Origin of the sequence: Mycobacterium sp., assembly GCF_965277065.1 — a bacterium.
In the GTDB taxonomy this organism is placed as follows: Bacteria; Actinomycetota; Actinomycetes; order Mycobacteriales; family Mycobacteriaceae; genus Mycobacterium.
On the sequence record NZ_CBDIBT010000016.1, the window covers coordinates 425,701 to 444,259 of the forward strand.

14 protein-coding genes are annotated in these 18,559 nt (G+C 69.4%); 6 read left to right on the top strand and 8 right to left on the bottom strand.

What is annotated here, in order from left to right; all coding sequences use genetic code 11:
• Positions 1-15 precede the first annotated feature (15 nt).
• Positions 16-747 carry a hypothetical protein gene (locus ACQY5A_RS07870; protein WP_428339808.1) on the bottom strand — a complete coding sequence of 244 codons (732 nt, stop codon included), beginning with the start codon at positions 745-747 and terminating at the stop codon, positions 16-18.
• A 194-nt stretch (positions 748-941) separates the two neighbouring features.
• On the opposite strand from ACQY5A_RS07870, the gene ACQY5A_RS07875 reads away from it, so the two are divergent.
• Complete coding sequence (locus tag ACQY5A_RS07875; RefSeq protein WP_428339809.1) at positions 942-2,669, top strand: diguanylate cyclase; 1,728 nt, start codon at positions 942-944, stop codon at positions 2,667-2,669.
• Between the two features lie 7 nt (positions 2,670-2,676).
• On the opposite strand, the gene sigM is transcribed toward ACQY5A_RS07875, so the two are convergent.
• The 4 genes from sigM to ACQY5A_RS07895 are packed head-to-tail and all read right to left on the bottom strand — an operon-like array spanning position 2,677 to position 10,363.
• Positions 2,677-3,264 (bottom strand): RNA polymerase sigma factor SigM, encoded by a 588-nt coding sequence (gene sigM / locus ACQY5A_RS07880; protein WP_428339810.1) that lies wholly within the window; start codon positions 3,262-3,264, stop codon positions 2,677-2,679.
• Between the two features lie 54 nt (positions 3,265-3,318).
• On the bottom strand, positions 3,319-7,152 hold the full coding sequence (gene murJ, locus ACQY5A_RS07885; protein ID WP_428339811.1) for a murein biosynthesis integral membrane protein MurJ: 3,834 nt from the start codon (positions 7,150-7,152) through the stop codon (positions 3,319-3,321).
• On the bottom strand, positions 7,149-9,593 hold the full coding sequence (locus tag ACQY5A_RS07890; protein ID WP_428339812.1) for a hypothetical protein: 2,445 nt from the start codon (positions 9,591-9,593) through the stop codon (positions 7,149-7,151). Before ACQY5A_RS07890 ends, murJ begins: the two co-directional genes overlap by 4 nt.
• Positions 9,594-9,613: 20 nt before the next feature.
• Complete coding sequence (locus tag ACQY5A_RS07895; protein ID WP_428339813.1) at positions 9,614-10,363, bottom strand: NUDIX hydrolase; 750 nt, start codon at positions 10,361-10,363, stop codon at positions 9,614-9,616.
• Positions 10,364-10,505: 142 nt separating this feature from the next.
• Between ACQY5A_RS07895 and ACQY5A_RS07900 the strand changes: the two genes are divergently transcribed.
• The 5 genes from ACQY5A_RS07900 to mbtN are packed head-to-tail and all read left to right on the top strand — an operon-like array spanning position 10,506 to position 15,537.
• Positions 10,506-11,948: a CCA tRNA nucleotidyltransferase gene (locus ACQY5A_RS07900; RefSeq protein ID WP_428339814.1), complete on the top strand. Its 1,443-nt coding sequence runs from the start codon at positions 10,506-10,508 to the stop codon at positions 11,946-11,948.
• Between the two features lie 24 nt (positions 11,949-11,972).
• A complete protein-coding gene (locus ACQY5A_RS07905; protein WP_428339815.1) occupies positions 11,973-12,500 on the top strand; it encodes a pullulanase in 528 nt (175 codons plus the stop codon).
• A 39-nt stretch (positions 12,501-12,539) separates the two neighbouring features.
• Positions 12,540-12,806 carry an acyl carrier protein gene (locus tag ACQY5A_RS07910; protein WP_428339816.1) on the top strand — a complete coding sequence of 89 codons (267 nt, stop codon included), beginning with the start codon at positions 12,540-12,542 and terminating at the stop codon, positions 12,804-12,806.
• Positions 12,803-14,389: a long-chain-fatty acid--ACP ligase MbtM gene (gene mbtM / locus ACQY5A_RS07915; RefSeq protein WP_428339817.1), complete on the top strand. Its 1,587-nt coding sequence runs from the start codon at positions 12,803-12,805 to the stop codon at positions 14,387-14,389. The genes ACQY5A_RS07910 and mbtM overlap by 4 nt, the downstream gene beginning before the upstream one ends.
• Positions 14,386-15,537, top strand: a complete 1,152-nt coding sequence (mbtN, locus tag ACQY5A_RS07920; RefSeq protein ID WP_428339818.1) for a mycobactin biosynthesis acyl-ACP dehydrogenase MbtN — start codon at positions 14,386-14,388, stop codon at positions 15,535-15,537. The genes mbtM and mbtN overlap by 4 nt, the downstream gene beginning before the upstream one ends.
• A gap of 71 nt (positions 15,538-15,608) precedes the next feature.
• On the opposite strand, the gene ACQY5A_RS07925 is transcribed toward mbtN, so the two are convergent.
• From ACQY5A_RS07925 to ACQY5A_RS07935, 3 genes are all read right to left on the bottom strand, one after another.
• Positions 15,609-16,229: a GNAT family N-acetyltransferase gene (locus ACQY5A_RS07925; protein WP_428339819.1), complete on the bottom strand. Its 621-nt coding sequence runs from the start codon at positions 16,227-16,229 to the stop codon at positions 15,609-15,611.
• 151 nt (positions 16,230-16,380) lie between these two features.
• Entirely contained in the window at positions 16,381-17,154 is a 774-nt protein-coding gene (locus ACQY5A_RS07930) for a TIGR03084 family metal-binding protein (RefSeq protein WP_428339820.1), read from the bottom strand.
• Positions 17,155-17,163: 9 nt separating this feature from the next.
• Positions 17,164-18,435, bottom strand: coding sequence for an MFS transporter (locus ACQY5A_RS07935; protein ID WP_428339821.1), 1,272 nt, complete (start codon positions 18,433-18,435; stop codon positions 17,164-17,166).
• Positions 18,436-18,559 lie beyond the last annotated feature (124 nt).

Genomic DNA, 18,559 nt, shown 5'->3' on the forward strand with positions numbered 1-18,559 from the left:
CTGTTCCCGCGCACATTACGGACGGTGGACCGTCCTGTCAGCCGACAGGCCGGTGTTTGCCGAACTGCAGGTCGGCGCCACCGCGAGCGCCGCCAGCGTCTCCGGCGCGTCGCCCGGCAACACCAGGAGAACGGCCGGATGACCGGTGATGTCGACTGGGCTTGCGCCGAGCACGCGGGTGTTGGCCGGATAGCCCAGACCGGCCAGGCACGAGGCGCGTCGCCGCGGATCGGTCAGCGGCCCGAGATCCGGTGGGTGGTCCAGCAGTGCGAGGATCTGCTGATCCGACAGCGGAATCGTCGGCGGCGGGCGCGAGACCGTGATGTGTTCGATGGTGGTCGGCCGGCTCGACGTCGGCGCCGGCGGGGTGATCAGCAGCGCATTGACGCCCAGCCACACCGCTGCGGCGGCCGCGGCCAGGCCTGCGACGGCGAACGCCAATCGCGTCGGGCGGGGCAAGGACCCTTGTCGCACAGCGTGAGCGGCGCCGGTGGGTTTGGCGGCATTGAGGCCGTCGGCGACGCGGGCGACAACGGCGGGATCGACCGGGGGCGCGGATGCCGCGTCGGAGCCCAGCGCGGCGACCTCGCGGCGGACCCGGTTCAACGCCTCCATCGTCTGACGGGCAGCGGGATCGGTGCGGATGCGCTGGCGCAGCCGCGCCGCGGTCTCGTCGTCGACCAGTCCTGCCTGCAGGTCGGCCAGCGATTCGACGGTCGGTGAAGCGTCACGTCCGTCGTCGTTCATCTCCGCCAGTGTCCGGCATCAGTAACACGATTGCTACGAGGGATTCATTCCTTCGGGGGATGCCCAATCCTGAATATGAGGATAGACTCAGAGGAAGCTGAGGAATTATCAGTTGGGGCGACTGAGCGGCGCGGACACCCAGAACGCGCCGAACCGACGCGAGAAATCTGAAAAGACCACGTCGGGAGCACGCGGTGACGGGAATCGCCCTTCAACGGATCGGCCATGCCGAGCAGACTGCGCTGGCCGAGCCCCCGCTCGCCGGCGAGGCCGAACAATACCGATGGCTGATCGATCACAGCCCGCTCGCGATGTGCGTTCATGTCGACGGCCGCTGCGTCTACGTCAACCCGACCTGGGTGCGCAAGATCGGGGCGCGATCGGCCAACCAACTGCTCGGGCGCAGCATCTCCGATTTCATCCACCCGGATTCGCTCGGTGCGGTGCTCCAGCAGATCGCATCGCGCCAGCACGAGGGCGACACGAGCCCGCCTCTGGAAATGGCGATCGTCACGCTCAGTGGCGCCACGCTCCACGTGGAAGCGTGGGCCATCCGAACGCGGTGGGCGGGTAGGCCCGCCCACAAGGTGGTCATTCGGGACGTCACCGAGCAGAAGGCCACCGAGGCGAACCTGCGCTTCCAGGCCGCCCTGGTCACTCATGTCAGTGACGCCATCATTTCCACCAGCGCCAGTGGACATGTGACCAGTTGGAATCCTGCTGCTGAGGCGCTCTACCTGCGCCCGGCGGTCCAGGCGTTAGGCATGCCGATCGGTGGAGTCGTCGGTACCGAACTCGATCTGGCGAGCATCGTCGCCTTCGGCGGAGCGATTCACACCACCCATCGCGCGAGTGACGGGTCGGTTCTCGCGGTGCGGGTCTCGGTGTCCCGGATGGATGGCGGATACGTCGTCTTGTGCACAAATCAGACCGCTTTGCGGCGCGTTGAACAGCGGTGCGAAGCCGTCGTGGCGTCCCTGCAAGAAGGCGTTGTCGTCGTTACAGCAGACGGGACTATCGAGTCGGTCAACCCGGCCGCACTGCGCATCTTCGGTGTGCGGAGGACGGGGGTCGACCTCGGCGAGATCGCGAGAGTGGCAGATGTCCCGGTGTACGACCCGAACGGCCGCCTCCTGACGTGGGACCAGCGCCCACTGATGACAACCTTCAAACAGAGCCCGCGGCGGGGATGCATTTACGGGATGGACCGATTCAGCGACGGCGAGCGGATCTGGGTGTCGATCAACTGGTCGTTGCTGGACCCCGCCGATCCGGACCGTTCGTCACTATTGGTGTCGATTGCCGACGTCACCGACCAGCACAACGCCCACCGGCAGCTCGTATACCAGGCCACCCACGACGTGCTGACCGGCATTCCCAACCGCGCCCGCATGGTCGCGCTGATCAATGGCACTGTCGGATCTACCGAATATCGCTGGGGCGCAGTACTCTTCATCGATCTGAACAAATTCAAGGTGGTCAACGACGAGCTGGGCCACCACGCCGGCGACGCTGTTCTCGAGATCGCTTCTCAGCGACTCCGGGCGGGCATCGGGCCGGATGACGTCGTTGGCCGCGTCGGCGGCGATGAGTTCGTGGTGCTGCTGGCCGCGCCAGTCGCGCGGGCCGAAGTGGACGCCCTTGTCCGGCGGTTACATGCCGCGTTGCGTAAGCCGATCAGAATCTCTGCGGTCAGGCCCTGCACGCCGGCAAACCGGGTCCGGATCAGTGCGAGTATCGGCGTCGTCACGGTGCGCCCGGGAGAGCAGCGGTGCGCCGCGGAGGTGCTGCGCGCTGCTGATGCCGCGATGTATCGGGCCAAGACGACCGGCGGAGCGACCTGCCACTCCGGGGATGGCGCCGAAGCATCGGCACGACGGCCCAAGCCTGCCTGGCGAGCCGCACGGCCGACCCGGAACTGAACGGCGGCTAACCGGCCGGTCGATGCGGCGCTGTATCGGAGCGCAGATAACCGAGGGTCGCGGCCAGCCGGGCCCGGGCGCGGGCACAGCGGCTCTTCACCGTCCCCTCCGCTACACCGAGTAGCCGGGCGGTGTCGGCCACCGAATAGCCGTGCATGTCGACGGCTACCACCGCGGCCCGCTGTTCGACGGGAAGCCGCATCAGCGCCCGCTGCACCGCGATCGCCGTGTCGACCTGCGCCGTCCGATCCGGAACCGAATGGACATCGTCGAGCACGGTGGTCAGATGGTTCTTGCTGCTGCGCAACCGATCCAAGCACGCGTTGACCACGATGCGGTGCAGCCAGCTGCTGACTGCGGCGTCGTGCCGGAATGCGCCGGCAGCGCGGTGCGCCGATGCCATCGCCTCCTGCAGCGCGTCCTCGGCATCTTCGGTGCAGCGGCTGGTCAGGCGGGCGACGCGATGCAGTTGCCGGTGATGACGGTGAAAGAGTTCGGCGAAGGCAAAGCGATCCCCGGCGACGTGCGCCGCCAGCAGTTGGGCATCGCTGCGTTGCTCAGGCGATTCTTGCCGAATCCGTTGCGCTAAGCCCACTCGCCGGACAGTAGCCAATCGGCCGAAACCCGGCACTTCACTTGGTCGGGCCTGTCAGGACTTGGCTTGCACCGTGACTTCGGAGAGGCTGGTGCGACTCTGCCCGTTGGTTGTTCCGAGCGTCGGAATCCACACCAGCAGGTAGCTGGTGGGCGAGGACGCGTTAACCTGAATTGTATTGTGCCCCGGGTGCATTGAGGTCGGCTGGCTCAAGACGGCGGTGTCCTCGAGCTTGCTCGGTACCGCGGTTGCCGAGGAGCGGATCTGGATCTTCGTTCCGTTGCTGGGCAGGTCCACGTTGACGGCCCCGACGACGGTGGGCTTGGGCAGCTGCAGCATCAGGCCGACGCCGCTCTTGAAGCCGGGGAACGGCACCGGGTCGTGGTAGATGTCGGTCTCCCACGAGGTGCCGGGGCTGCCGTCGATCGCGAGCGCGGCCGAGGCCGGGTTGTCGGCTTCACCGCCGGGGGAGTAGACCGTGGCGTCTGCCGGTTTGATCAGGCTGCCCGCAGCGGCACTGTCGCCGGAACCCGAGGTCGACGGGCCGTTGAGGCCGAGTTGGTCCTTATCGAGGCCACTGACGTCGCTGAACATCTTGCTCAGCACCGAAGCCAGGACCAGCAGCGCGACCAGGATGACCGCGGCTCCGGCGCTGACCCCGATGATGATGGCCCGGCGCCGGCGCAGGCGGGCCTGCTCCGCGTCATCGCCGGCGGCGTTCGCCCGGGTGGGCCGCAACGGCGCCGGCGGGGGTGTGTTCTCGTCGATCGGGGCGAGCAACTCGGTGCGGTCCGCGACCACCGTGGCCTGCTGCAGCAGGTTCAAAAGGGTTGCCGCACTGCGTATGCCGCCATCCAGCTGGATCGAGTGAGTGGCCGCCGCGGAGATCTGGAAGGGGATGTCTTCATCGATCGAGCTGGGGTCGAGAGGTTGGCCGGACGAATCGCGCGGCGCCGGCGCCATTCCGCTGGGCTCGCCGGACTCGGGCAGCGGCCACTTGTTGACCAGCAGGGCATACAGCGCGGCGCCGATGCCGCGGATGTCGTCTTCGGGGCTGATGTCCGGCATGGTGGCTGGGAACGCGAGCACGACGTCGCCCTCGATGCTGACCCGCACCCGGCCCGGGTGGTCGATCGACAGCGCGACGCCGGCGTGGTGGGCGGCCTCGGCGGCCGCGGCCAAGGTCTGCATGGCTCGCGATGCGCCGGCGGCCGACGGCGAAGTGTCAGCCACCTCCTGCAACGAACCACCGCGGACCCATTCGGTGACGACCAGGCCGCCGGTTCCGGTGTGCACGACGTCGAGAATGCGGGCGATTCCGAGCTTGTCGATCCGGCTCAGCTTCATGGTGCGGGCCAGGATCTCGCGGATCTGCTCGTCGGGCAGACCGCCGTCGGGATCGACGAAGGTCAGCGCCACCTGCCGGTTCAGGGCGGTGTCCAGCGCCTGCCAGAACTGCAAGTGCGGCGCGCCGCCGTGAAAGACCAGCAGCCGGTAGCGACCGCGGGCGATGCTGGCGCCGGGCACCAGAAGCTGTTCGTCCGACTGCGCCGAGGCCTCGGAGTCCGGGGGGCCCGGTGTATCGAACCCGATCGGGTCGCCCGCCGCGAAAGCGGTGGTCTCGAGGTCGGAGCGGGACGATTCGCCGTTGGTGGGCGTCGCGGGTTCGGGCGCAGCAACGGTGCCGACCTGGGGATCGGTGGGCACATCGGGATGGAAGTCGTCCGCTACCGGCGACGATGCGGGCGGCGCAGCCGCCCGAGGAGGAGCCGGGCCATCAGATCCAGTCGGCGACGATGCGGGCGGCGCAGCTGCCCGAGAAGGAGCCGGGCCATTAGATCCGGCCGGCGACGATGAGGGTCCCTCGGGGACAGCTTTGGCCGAGGTGCTGTCCGGTGAGCCGTCCGTCATCGCCGTTTCCCTTCCTGTCCCCTCCCCGGTGGGTTGTTCCGGACGCCATCGCCGGATCGATTCTCGTGCCGGATACTCCGCCCGACGGGACGGATTGTTGTGCTCAGGGTACGTGACGATGCCGGAGCGCAACAGTTGATCTCGGCCACCGAATGCGGCGGCGGTGACGTCGGCTGACCTGCCAGAAGGGGGTGCGACAGCAGCGGGAGGAGGCGGCGGGGCGGCGGGCTTCCTTCTGCCCGGGGCGACGCCGATCCAGCTGCGCAGCACGGCCAGCGCCGCGACCGCCTCAGGTACGTGCGCCCGAACCATGACCACGGCCACGATCGGCACCATGATCACCGCGAGGACGACCAGCCGCAGCAGCGAGCCGGCGCCGCCGCCGTACGCGGTGAGCCGATGCATGCCGGTCAGCACGTCGACCAGGTAGGCCACCAGACCGGCCAGCAGCGACGCGGTGGCGGTGACCAGGATCGTGCGCACCTCAGCCACCCCGAGCAGGTGACCCCCGCCTGCCCGCAACGCATTACGCAGCAGAACGTAGCCGGCCACCGCGCCTGCGACGAAGCCCAGTCCGTTGGCCAGTCCGAGATAGCCCGCGACCAGGTCGGGCTTGTCGGTCAGGTGCGGTGCGGCCAGCGAACCGGCGATCTTGACGATCGTGATGACGACGATGATCGCGATCGGTATCCACGGCTGCTCGCGGGCGTAGAAGACCCGCAGCTGCAGCAGCACCACGGCATAGGGGAGCAGCGTGAACGCCGACATCGCGATCGCCGCGCCCAGATGGCCGGCGTCGATGTCGCCGAAATGGCCGTAGGCGAACAGCGCGCTGCCCATCGCCGAGCCGCCGACGGTCATGAACGCCACCGTCGGGATCAGCGTGACCATGGTCAACCGGATGGCCAGCGACAGGTCGGCGAGCACCCCGACGGTGTCGTCGGCGGCGGCGTTCCGGCTCAGCCGCGGCATCACCACCGTCAGCACGGTCACGCCGATCATGCCGTAGGGCAGCATCAGCACCAGCCAGGTGTAGTTGTAGATCGCCGGGCCGGAAGCGGCTGCGGTGCTGGCGATCTGGTTGGTGACGACCAGGCCGATCTGGCTGATCAGTACGTAGCAGACCATCGCGGCGGCCATCGCGCCGAAGCGCTTGAGCCGGTTGTCGATTCCCCACAGCGGGCGAAGGCTGATCCGCCTGCGCCGAATGGCGAGCACCAACACCGCCGTCTGCGCGAACACGCCGAGGGTGGTGCCGACGCCGAGCACCAGCAGCTTGGCGTTGCCCATGTCAACCGGATCCACCGACAGTTGTCCAGGTGCGGCCAGGTAGGCGCCCAGGGTGGCGATCGCAACGACGTTGTTGAGCACCGGCGCCCAGGCCGGCGGCCCGAATACGTTGCGGGTGTTGAGGATTGCCATGAACACCGACGAGAGGCCGTAGAAGATGACCTGCGGAAGAAGCAGGTAGGCGAACGCGACGGTCAGCGGCGCGTTCACCTGCGGGTCACGGCCCAGCATCAGCTGCACCAGCAGCGGGGCCGCCACCACCGACAACAGGGTTGCGCCCAGCAGCACGGTGAAGGCCAACGTCACCAGGCGGCGCACGAAGGCGGCACCCTGGTCGGCGTCGTCCTGCTCGGCGCGGGCCAGTACCGGCACGAAGATCGCGGTGAACGTCGCTTCGAGCACCAGCGCGGCGACCAGGTTCGGCAGCTGGTTAGCCACCGTGAACGCGCTGGACAGCGCGGCACCCAGAATCGCGGCCAGCAGCACGATCCGGGCGAAGCCGGTGACGCGGCTGACCAGGGTCGCCAGCGCCATGCCCCACGACCGGGACACCAGCGCGGCGTCGGAGAGCTCCGGGCGGGGCTGCGGCGAGGCGCCCTGCTCCGGCACGTGGCCGGTCGGCGGCAGCGGCCCGGTCGGCGGCCCTGGACTGCGCTGGACGCCCCGCGGCGGCATGGCCCGGCTCATACGTTCAGCTCGTCGTCGACGGGCCCGCCGTCCGGTGGGTCCGGCCGGTCCAGGTCAGCGGGGTCGGGCTGTCCGCGGAAGCGGTGCCACAGCCGTCGTCCGGCCAGCGCCACCAGCACCGCGGCCGCGCTCATCGTGATCGCGAACAGCACCTTGCCGTACGCATTGGAATGCACCGAGAGCCGCACCGGCTCACCCAGCGGCACACCGTCGGGCGTGCGCAACACGGCATCGATCGCCACGCGCTGGGTGAAGTTGACCTCGATCGGCACCCGCATCGGCAGGTATCCCGGCGGCAGCTCGATCTCGCCCGGGTCGGTCACGGTCATCCCGGGCGGCACGTCGAGGTGCAGCCGCACCCGGATCGGCACCGCCAGCCCGTTGTGCAGCACCAGCGGAAGCGGGCTGTGCTCGGTGGCCAGCGTGTACGACCCGGTCGGGGTGACAATGGTGACCGCACCGAACTGGTCATCGAGCGCGTGAGCCAGAACGTCCAGCCGTTGCTGGGCCAGCCCGTTGCGGGTGTCGGGCCGGTCGGCCTGGCTGACCGCGCGCAACATGTCTTCGCGCAGCGGCGCGGTGTAGCTGACACCGTTCAGCCCGCTGCGGACGTCGGGGGCCACGGCCGCGGTCAGGCCCCCCAGCCGACCCATTTCCGCGGTGATCTTGCTGATGACGGCGTCGCTGAACCGGCCGCGTCCACCGGCGTCGACCTGCGGCTGAGGCGTTTCGTTGACCGGTGGTACGGCTGAGGCCTCCGCGATCAGTGCCGGCAGCGGTCGCGGTATCGCCAGGCCGGACCGGATCGCGGTCGCCAATGTGGTCATGATCGCGCCCGCGTCCTCGGGCCGCAGATTCCAGTTGGTCGGCGGCAGCAGAATCTGGGTGCGCGGGTTGATCTTCGGCTGCAGCGCTCGCCACAGCATCGAGCCCAGCGCGTCCTGCCGGCGAGCGACGTCGGAGTCGTGCCGGAGCCGAATCTGCAAGGCGGAGTTGAGGTAGCTCGGTGCGACGGGATCCGCGCCGGCCGCTGCGAAGGCGGCGCCGACGGCGGGGTCGAAAGGCGCGAGCACCACCTGCGGCGACAGCCGCTGCGGGGCGGTGTCCGGGGTGGCCGGCAGCGGGGCAGTGGCTTCGCCGGCGGAAGAGTCGGCGGGCGCGACGACCACGGTGTTGCCGTTGGCGCTGAGGAGGTCGACGCCGCGGCGGGTCAGCGCGCCGTCGGGGATCAAGGTGGCGCCGCGGACCGCGACGACACCGAGGATCTGGTCGACGATGTCGCCGGCGGCGCTGGTCGCGGTCGCGCTGAGGCCAGGTTCCCCGATCCTCTGCACGGCGTCGAGGTCGGCCTGGGCGTAGGGCAGCGGCGCGACACACATCCGGTGCGCCAGCCCGCGCAGCCGGTTCAACCAGGTGGTGGCCGCGGCCTGCCCGGTGCCTGGGTGCGTCGGGGTGCCCGGCTCCTGGGCGAGGCCGGCGGAGGAACCGGGGACTCCACCCGAAACTATGTAGCCGGCGGTCATCGCGTTGACGGTCACCAGCAGGTCCGGGTCGACGGCCAGGCACACCGAGCGGCCGACCGCGCCGTCCGGGTCGACGTCGTGGCTGGTGGCGAACTCGGCGGCGGACAGCAGCACGTCCAACCGGCCGCCGCCGGCCAGCGAGGAGGCCAGGTCGTCGTCCATCAGGCGCACCGGAATCGTGCCGCCGGGAACACCGGGCGCCAGCCGTGGCCGGTCGGCCAGCGGCCACAGCATGGTGACCGGCACCGGTTTGGAGGTGTCGGGCGCGATCACGGTATCCAGCGCAGCCGCCGCGCCGCCGGCGGTGTCCAGCGTCTCGGGAGGCACGCCGAGGACCGGCAGTAGGAAGCGGGCGTTGTCCAGCCGCGCCGGTTCGCCGTAGTCGGGTGTGCCATTGACGTTGACCAGCAGCGGGTAGACGCCGGGCGTCGCGATGTCCAGCGAATGTTTGGTCACCGACCGCAGCGGGGCCGACAGCAAGAACTTCACCTTCTGGCCGCGCTGCAGCGCGGGGGAGACCGTGGCGAACTCCATCGCGGCCTCGTACTGGTCGGTGTCGCCGTCGAGGTTGGTGCGCAGGCCCATCGAAACGGGCACCGACGCCGCATGTTCCAGGCGCAGCATCACGTCGTGGACCGGACGATCGCCGATGTTGGTCACGGTGCCCGCGACGGTCACCACCGGCTCGCTGGTCGTGGTGACCACCTGCGGGGTGACCTGGTCGATGCGGACCTCGACGAACGGCATGGCGCCGGGCTCACCCGCGGCCGCGGTCGGGATGACGCCGACGCAAAGGCCGGCCAGGATGCCGACGACTGCCAGCAGATGCGACAGGGCGCCCCGCCGGAGTCGCGGTGCCGTCGAACCGCGGTTGATCCCCGCCAGCGGGTGTTGTCCCCACTTCGAGTTGCTCTGCATCGTTATTGGCACCTAGCCCCTCAGGGCCGCGGTCCGCTGGCGTTCTTCCGGCCTCGGACGGGCTCGTCGGCCCGGCGGATGCGGGTGCGCGAGTGAGTCTGCGGCCGTCGCCGCGGCGTGCTGGGTGGCAGCGGCGGAAGCGCGGCCGGGCCGTCGCTCTGCAGCTTGTCGATCAGCTCATCGGCCACTTCGGCGAGCTTGCGTTCGTCGGCGTAGGCCAGTCGGGAGGGCAGCTCGGGGATCGGCACCCACGCCACCTCGGCGACCTCGACGTCCTCGTCGGACAGCTCGCCGCCGGAGAAGCGCATCAGATAGTGATGGACGGTCTTGTGCACGCGTCGGCCGTCGGTGACGAACCAGTAGTCGATGCGGCCCAGTGCCGCCAGCACGCTGCCTTGAATCCCGGTCTCCTCGGCTACTTCCCGGATTGCCGTCTGCTCCGCCGTCTCGCCCTGTTCGATGTGGCCCTTGGGCAATGACCACAGCATGCGTCCGCGCCGGTCCACCCGGCCGATCAGCGCGGCGACCTGCTCCTCGCGGGGGCGATCGATGTTGTCGATCACCAGTCCGCCGGCCGAGGTCTCGTGCACCGTGCGCAGCCGTTCGGGGCCGCGGCGCTCCGGGCGACGCTGCGCGGAGTTGGCGGTGTCAGAAGGCGTGGCGGCAGCCGTCGGCTCATTGCTGGATTTGGCTTGGCCAGACCCTGCCGAGCGCCGACCGCGGCGCCTCCCCCGGCGCCGACGTGATTGTGCATTTTCGCCGTCGGACACCCAAGCGATAGTAGCTGGCGTGCTCAGACGCTCTGGGGCACACTCGCCGGTAGTGAGCTGCGGGATTGGGCGCTGGGCCTGAATCGTCGGGCTCCTCCACGGCGCGAAGCCGCCGCCTCGTCGCCCGACTACTGTCTCTCCCGTGCCTGAAGACCCACAGGATGCCGAGCTGTTGCGTGCCGCCGCAGTCGCGTTGAACAGCCATGCCGAGGTCTTGCGCGGGCTCGGCGCCCTGTTCGCCGGCGCCGGTCACGAGCTGTATCTGGTCGGCGGTTCGGTGCGCGACGCGGTACTGCAACGGCTGAGCACCGATCTGGACCTCGCCACCGATGCGCGCCCCGAACAGCTGCAGAAGTTGCTGCGGCCCTGGGCCGACGCACTGTGGGACACCGGTATCGACTTCGGCACAATCGGCGCCGAGAAGAGTGGTCAGCGCCTGGAGATCACCACGTTCCGGGCCGACCGCTACGACGGGGTGACGCGCAACCCGGAGGTCCGTTTCGGCGACTCCCTCGACGACGACCTGATCCGCCGCGATTTCACCGTGAATGCGATGGCGGTGCGCGTGACCGCGGGCGGCGCGGCCGAATTCGTCGATCCGCTCCATGGTTTGGCCGCGGTGCGGGCCGGCGTGCTGGACACGCCGGCGCAGCCGTCGGTGTCGTTCGGCGACGACCCGCTACGGATGCTGCGCGCCGCCCGGTTCGTCTCGCAGCTCGGGTTCAGTGTGGCGCCGCGGGTGCTGGAGGCGATCCTCGACATGGCCCCGCAGCTTGGCCGGATCACCGTTGAGCGGGTGGCTGCCGAACTGGACAAGCTGCTGCTCGGCGCCGACCCGGTCGCCGGCATCGACCTGACGGTGCAGACCGGGATGGGTGATGTGGTGCTGCCCGACGTTGGCGGCATGCGGATGGCCATCGACGAACATCACCAGCACAAGGACGTCTACGAGCATTCGCTGACCGTGCTGCGGCAGGCCGTGGCTCTGGAAGACGACGGACCGGATCTCGTTCTGCGCTGGGCGGCGCTGCTACACGACATCGGCAAACCCGCGACGCGCAAGCACGAATCCGACGGCGGGGTCAGCTTCCACCACCACGAGGTCGTCGGTGCCAAGATGACCCGAAAACGCCTTCGCGCCTTGAAGTATTCGAAGCAGGTCGTCGACGACGTCTCGCAGTTGGTGTACCTGCACCTGCGGTTCCACGGCTACGGCGGCGGCAAGTGGACCGACTCGGCGGTGCGGCGCTACGTCACCGACGCGGGTCCGCTGCTGCCGCGGCTGCACAAACTGGTGCGTGCCGACTGCACCACCCGCAACAAGCGACGCGCGGCCCGGCTGCAGGCCAATTACGACGACCTGGAGGCGCGGATCGCCGAACTGGCGGCCAAGGAAGACCTGCAACGGGTGCGCCCAGACCTCGACGGCAACGAGATCATGGAGTTGCTGGGCATCCCGGCGGGCCCGCAGGTGGGGGAGGCGTGGCGCTATCTCAAGGAGTTGCGCCTGGATCGCGGCCCGCTGAGCCACGAAGAGGCGACGGCCGAGCTGAAGTCCTGGTGGGAAGCGCGGGGGAACCGGTAGCCGCCCGGGCTCGTCGGATCAGGCATGGAGTATTGCCTGAGCGCCGGCGACGGCGCAGCGAACATGTGGGACCGCGGCCCGGACCTCGACCTCGACGGCGATGGTCGGCTTGACGCGGTCGGCCTGGATTTCGACGGCGACGGATTGGCCGACGACGCGCTGGCCGACCTGGACGGCGACGGCATCGCCGATCACGCGGTGCTCGACCTCAACGGCAGCGGTGAGCGCTTTTTCACCGACGATGGGACCGGGACCTGGGGGATCGCGGCTGAGCGGCCGCCGCGACAGCCGACGGGCCTGCGCTGGTTCGGCCTCGACAACGTCGAGCACACCGGCAGGCCGCTCACCGACTTCGGCGCCGCGGGCCGCGACGAGGTGCGGCTGCTGGACAGCGACGGCAACGGCCTGGCCGACCGCGCGATCAGCGCTGGCGCCGGCGGCGTGACCGGCTACGTCGACACCGACGGGGACGGCCGGTGGGACGTCACGCTCACCGACACCGACGGTGACGGCACCGCCGACGCGGCGAGCGTGTTGGCGCCCAAAGCGTAGATCCCTGCCCGCCGCGGCCGCCCGGTACTGTGACGGCCCATGACCTCCGATGTGTCGCGCCCGGACTCGGTAAGCGCTGCCCTGACCGAGATCCTGCGCGATGACCTGAACATCGACGTCAACCGTGTGACCCCGGGGTCCCGGCTGGTTGACGACGTCGGTCTGGACTCGGTGGCGTTCGCGGTGGGCATGGTCGCCATCGAAGACAGACTCGGCGTCGTGGTGAACGAGCAGGAGCTGCTGGGCTGCGACACCGTCGGGGACCTCGAGAACGTGATCCGGGCAAAGGTCCCGGTCGGCCGGTGAGCGTGCTGGCCACCGCCCTGTCCGGGGCGATGCGCACCTCAGCTCACGATCTGGTCATCTTCGACAAGGCGGCCGACGTGTGGACGCGGCGGCCCTGGTCACAGGTTCACGCCCGCGCCGAAGGAATCGCCACGCGGATCCTCGACCAGCCACAGGACGGCGCCGTCGGTCTGGTCGGCGAACCGACCGCGGACGTCGTCGCGGCCGTCCACGCCACCTGGTTGGCCGGCCGGAGTCTGTCGATCCTGCCCGGCCCGGTCCGCGGTGCCGACCCGCAGCAGTGGGCGCAGGCGACGCTGACCCGGTTCCGGGGCATCGGCGTGCGAACGGTGTTCAGCCACGGCGACGAGCTCGCGCTGCTGAGCGGCCACGCCGGGGCGCCGGAGGTCATCGACCTGGCGGGCGCCGCGCACGAGCTGTCGGCCAGCTTCACCCCGGTCGAGCCGGCCGCCGGCACCCCGGCGATTCTGCAAGGCACGGCGGGTTCCACCGGAACTCCGCGCACCGCGCAGCTGTCCGCCGAGGCGGTGCTGAACAACGTCAACGCGCTGCTGACCTGCATCGGCGTCGACCCGGCGGTCGACGGCGGGTGCACCTGGCTGCCGCTCTACCACGACATGGGGCTGACGTTTCTGCTCAGCGGCGCCCTGGGCGGGACACCGGTGTGGCTGGCTCCCACCTCGGCGTTCACCGCGTCGCCGTTCCGGTGGCTGCGCTGGCTCAGCGAAAGCGGGGCCTCGCTGACCGCCGCCCCGAACATGGCCTACAGCATGATCGGCAAGTACGCCCGGCTGGTGTCCGACGTCGACCTCGGACGGGTGCGGTTCACCATCAACGGCGGCGAGCCCGTCGACTGCGCCGGAATGGAGCGGTTCGCGAATGCGTTGCGCCCTTTCGGTTTCGATGCCGGCGCACTGGCGCCGTCCTACGGGCTGGCCGAATCCACCTGCGCGGTGACGATCCCCGCGCCGGGCAGGGGACTGGTCTACGACGAGATCCCCTCGAGCACAGGTGAGTCCGAACCGCAGCAGCATGCGATGCTGGGCGACGCGATTCCCGGGATGGAGATCCGGGTCAACCCGGCGTCCGAGCATTCGGCCGAGGTCCCCGGCCGCGAGGTCGGCGAGATCGAGATCCGCGGCACGTCAATGTTCTCCGGGTATCTCGGCGACGTCCCGTTCGAGCCGGATTCCTGGTTCCCGACGGGCGATCTGGGCTACCTGACCGACAACGGACTGGTGGTCTGCGGACGTGCCAAGGAGATCATCACCGTCGCCGGCCGCAACGTCTTTCCCGCCGAGATCGAACGGGTCGCCGCCGAAATCCGCGGTGTGCGTGAGGGTGCGGTGGTGGCCGTCGGCACCGACGACGACGCGACCCGGCCCGGTCTGGTGATCACCGCCGAATTCCGCGGCCCCGACGAGGCCGGCTCCCGCAGCCAGCTGGTCGCCAAAGTGGCTTCCGAGTGCGGCATCGTGCCGGCCGACGTAGTGTTCGTCCGGCCGGGGTCGCTGCCGCGGACCTCGTCAGGCAAGCTGCGGCGGCTGGAAGTCAAACGCAACCCGGCGGCGGTGACCACATGAGCGACGAGCTGAGCATCGACGAGTACCGGGGACTGCTCGACGAGGTCTTCAACGACGACGTCACCAAATGGACCGCGGAAGCCGAAGCCAGCGAACGATTTCCACGTAAGCTGATCGAACACCTGGGTGCGCGCGGGGTGTTCGCGCAGAAATGGCGCAACGGCCAGCACCCCGACGTGGGCAAGCTTGTCGCGTTGGCATTCGCGCTGGGCAGGTTGGGCTCGGCAGGTATCGGCGTCGGTGTCAGCCTGCACGATTCGGCCATCGCCATCCTGCGCCGCTTCGGCCGCTCGAACTACCTCAAAGACATCTGCGAGCAAGCCATCCGGGGTGAGGCGGTGCTGTGCATCGGCGCATCCGAGGAGTCGGGCGGCTCGGACCTGCAGATCGTCGAGACCGAAGTCCGTTCCGCACGAGACGGATTCGACATACGCGGTATCAAGAAGTACGTGTCGCTCTCCCCGGTGGCCGACTTCATCATGGTGGTCGGCCGCGGTGTGGACGACGACAACACCAGCCGGCACGGCAACGTGCTGGTGATCGCCGTGCCGACCGCGCAGACCGACATCCAGGCGCCCTACCGCAAAGTTGGTGCGGGACCGCTGGACACCGCCGCGGTGCACATCGACACCTGGGTGCCCGCCGATGCGTTGATTGCCCGCCCCGGAACGGGTTTGGCCGCGATCTCCTGGGGGCTGGCGCATGAGCGGATGTCGATCGCCGGTCAGGTTGCCGGGGGCTGCCAGCGGGTGCTCGGCATCACGCACGCCAGGATGGTCGAGCGCCGGCAGTTCGGGTCGACGCTGTTCGAGCATCAGGCACTGCGGTTACGGATGGCAGACCTGCAGGCCCGTGTCGACTTACTTCGCCACGGGCTCAACGGAATCGCTGCCGAGGGTCGACTCGACCTGCGGGCCGCTGCGGCCGTGAAGGTCACCGCCGCACGGCTCGGCGAAGAGGTGCTGTCGGAATGCATGCACATCTTCGGCGGATCCGGCTATCTGGTCGACGAGACGCCGCTGGGCCGGTGGTGGCGGGACATGAAGCTGGCCAGGGTCGGCGGCGGCACCGACGAGGTACTGTGGGAATTGGTCGCTGCGGCAATGAAACCCGACTTCGACGGCTACCACGAGCTGAACGGGGACTAGCTTGCGGCAGATCACGTCGAGATCGACGCTGGCGCGAAGAACTGCGAGAGAGCGTGTCGCTACCGTCGATCTCAGCGGGCGTCGGGGACGTCGCCGGGCGTGCGTGGCAGCGCGTACAGTGCCATCCTGCGGTTGCTCATGTCGTGCTCGCCGAGGAACGTGCAGCCGGCGTATTCGCACAGTCGACGCGCCGAGGTGTTGCGATGATCGGGATCGAACATGATTCGGCGGCAACGGGGTTCGACGCCGAAGACGCTGGCGACGATGCGCGGCAGCAGAAACGGCCCGAGTCCCTTGTTGACGATCGACAGCTCAGCGATCGCCGCGTGCAGTCCGATGTCGTAGGGGTCGGCGTTGTAGCGGGTGGCGATGGAATCCTTTGCGGACCGGTACACCTCGACGTACCCGCCGTCCTCGCCGTTCATCGCGCCGACGAACGGCCGGGAGTAGTCGCCCGCACACTGGGCGCGCAGGTAGTCCCGCCACCGCGCCACCGGCCAGTCCGACTCCCACGCCTCGACCAGGTGCGGCATGTTCATCCACCCCGCGATCAGCTCGGCGTCGGTATCGGGGTCCACGGCCCGCAGCGCGTAGGGATCGGCCAGCACCGGCGTCGGCGGCGCGGGGGCGGCGCGTACCTCATCGCTGAGCTCGGTCAGCTCCCGCGGCAGGATCATTGAGGCGTCGGACATCGAACGGTGAGCCTACCGGAATTGAGGTTAGGGTTACCTACCCCCGCTCATCGACCTCCGCTACATGGACGCGGCGGAGCCTCTCTTCGCGCTACGCGCTCATCGACCTCCGCTACATGGATGCGGCGGAGCCTCTCTTCGCGCTACGCGCTCATCGACCTCCGCCGGGAGGCCCGGCGAAGGCCTGCGCGATCGGCAGCCAGCGCGCCGCGTCGTCACCGTCCACGGTGATGTCCAGCTCGCGCAGTGGGCGTCGCTGGGTGACCAGGAAGCAGAAGTCTTCGGCGGAGCCGGTGACCCGTTGTGCGGCGGCCTCTGGTCCCCACGTCCAGAGGCTGCCATCGGGTGCACGCAGTTCGACCCGGAACGGCTCACCCGGCGGCGGCAGCTGGTTGATGGCGAACGCGAAATCTCGGGTTCGCACCCCGATATGGGCGATGGAGCGCAGCCGGGCGGTCGGGGGACGGGTGACGCCGAGCGCGTCGGCGACGTCGAGGCCGTGCGCCCAGGTCTCCATCAGCCGCGCCGTCGCCATCGACGGGCCACTCATCGGCGGGCCGAACCACGGCAGCTTGCGCCCATCGTCGACGTTCAACAGCGCGTCGTGCAATTGCGAGCGGGTGGCCCGCCAGTCGGCGAGCAACTCGGCGGGCGGAACGGCGGCCAACCCGTCGGCCGCGGTGTTGACGAAGCCGATCGGGTCGTCGAGAGCGGATTTGATGACATCGGCGAAGCCGTCGGAGTCGGTGACTGACACCAGCGCCCCGCGGTCGGTCCACAGCAGGTGCCCGATCTGGTGGGCGATCGTCCACCCCGCGGCCGGTGTGAGCGCCGTCCAGCCGTCGTCGGGCAGCGCCGCGACCAGATTGTCCAGCTCGTCGCTCTCGGCGCGCAGATCATCGACAATCTGCGAGAGGTCGGCCATGTGCGTACCTTAACGATTCGCCGCGCGCCCGACGACACTGTGCGCGGCCAGCCCCAACAGGTAGGCGCCGCTGCCGGCCACCACCAGCGACGGCGAGTGGCCGTCGGCAGGGATCACGGTGGCCGCGACGGTGATCGCGGCGAGGAACGCCACCCAGAACAGCGAGTCCTGCACCGCGAACACGTGCCCGCGCAGCGCGTCGTCGACGTCGATCTGGATGGCGGTGTCGGCGCACAGCTTGATCACCTGACCGATCCCGCCGAGCAGGAAGCCACCCGTCACCAAAACCCACAGTTGCAAACCGGCCCCGGCGATCTCGATGACGGCAGCAATCACCAGCGCGCCGTTGGCCGTGGCGTAGCGGCCCCAGCGGCGCACGGCCGGCGGCGTGACCAGATTAGCCAGGAACGATCCGGCGCCGGCGGCGGCGACGAACAGCATCGCGCTGCCCAGCGGGGAGGCCGCGTGCCCGTTGCGCACCAGCAGCAGCACCAGCAGGGTGTTGATGCCGAACACCATTCGATGGGCGGCCAGCGCGGACAGCGTGGCCGCGACGGTGGGGCGGTCCAGCACGGTCCGCACGCCATGCAGCCAACCGGTCACGACGGCGTAGACGGCCGACCCGTGGATAGCCCGCTGGGTGTCATCGGGACCCAGCAGGTGATCGGAGAAGCGCAGCGAGAGCAGCAGCGCGATCAACAACGGGACGATGACAAGAAAGATGACCGATGCGGCGCCGGCGTCTCCGGAGCCGAACACTGCGCGCGGCACCAGCATGAAGTTGGCTCCGAGAAACGCCGCGACGGCGCCGATCGCCGACGCGATCGAGTTCATCGTGACGACCTCCGCGCGGGGCACCACGTGCGGCAGCGCGGCCGACAGTCCCGACGCGACGAAGCGGGCCAGGCCGTTGACCACCAGCGCGCCGCACAGCACGAGGAAGTCGCGGACACCCAGCGCCAGACAAATGCCCACGACCGCCACCGACACCACCCGGCCCACGTTGGCCGCGATCAACACCAGCCGGCGGTCCCAGCGGTCCATCAGGGCGCCGGCGAAGGGTCCGAGCAGTGAATACGGCAGGAACAGCACCGCGAACGCACCGGCGATGGCCAGCGCGCTCGAGGCGCGTTCGGGGTTGAACAGCAGCGCGCCGGCCAGGCCCGCTTGAAAGAGGCCGTCGCTGAACTGGCTTGCCACCCGCAGTTCGAGCAGTCGCCGAAAGTCGGTCAGCGCGCGCACCGAGCGCCAGACAGCCACCGGCGCGCTCGGATGAGTCACTGAACCTGCTTCCAATTGGCTGGGCGGTGATCCAGCCCGGCGACGATCAGACCGGGCAGCGGGGCGCCTGTTACAACAGTACAAATTCTCGCCCACCGCGCTTCGGGTTGACCACAGCCGTCGG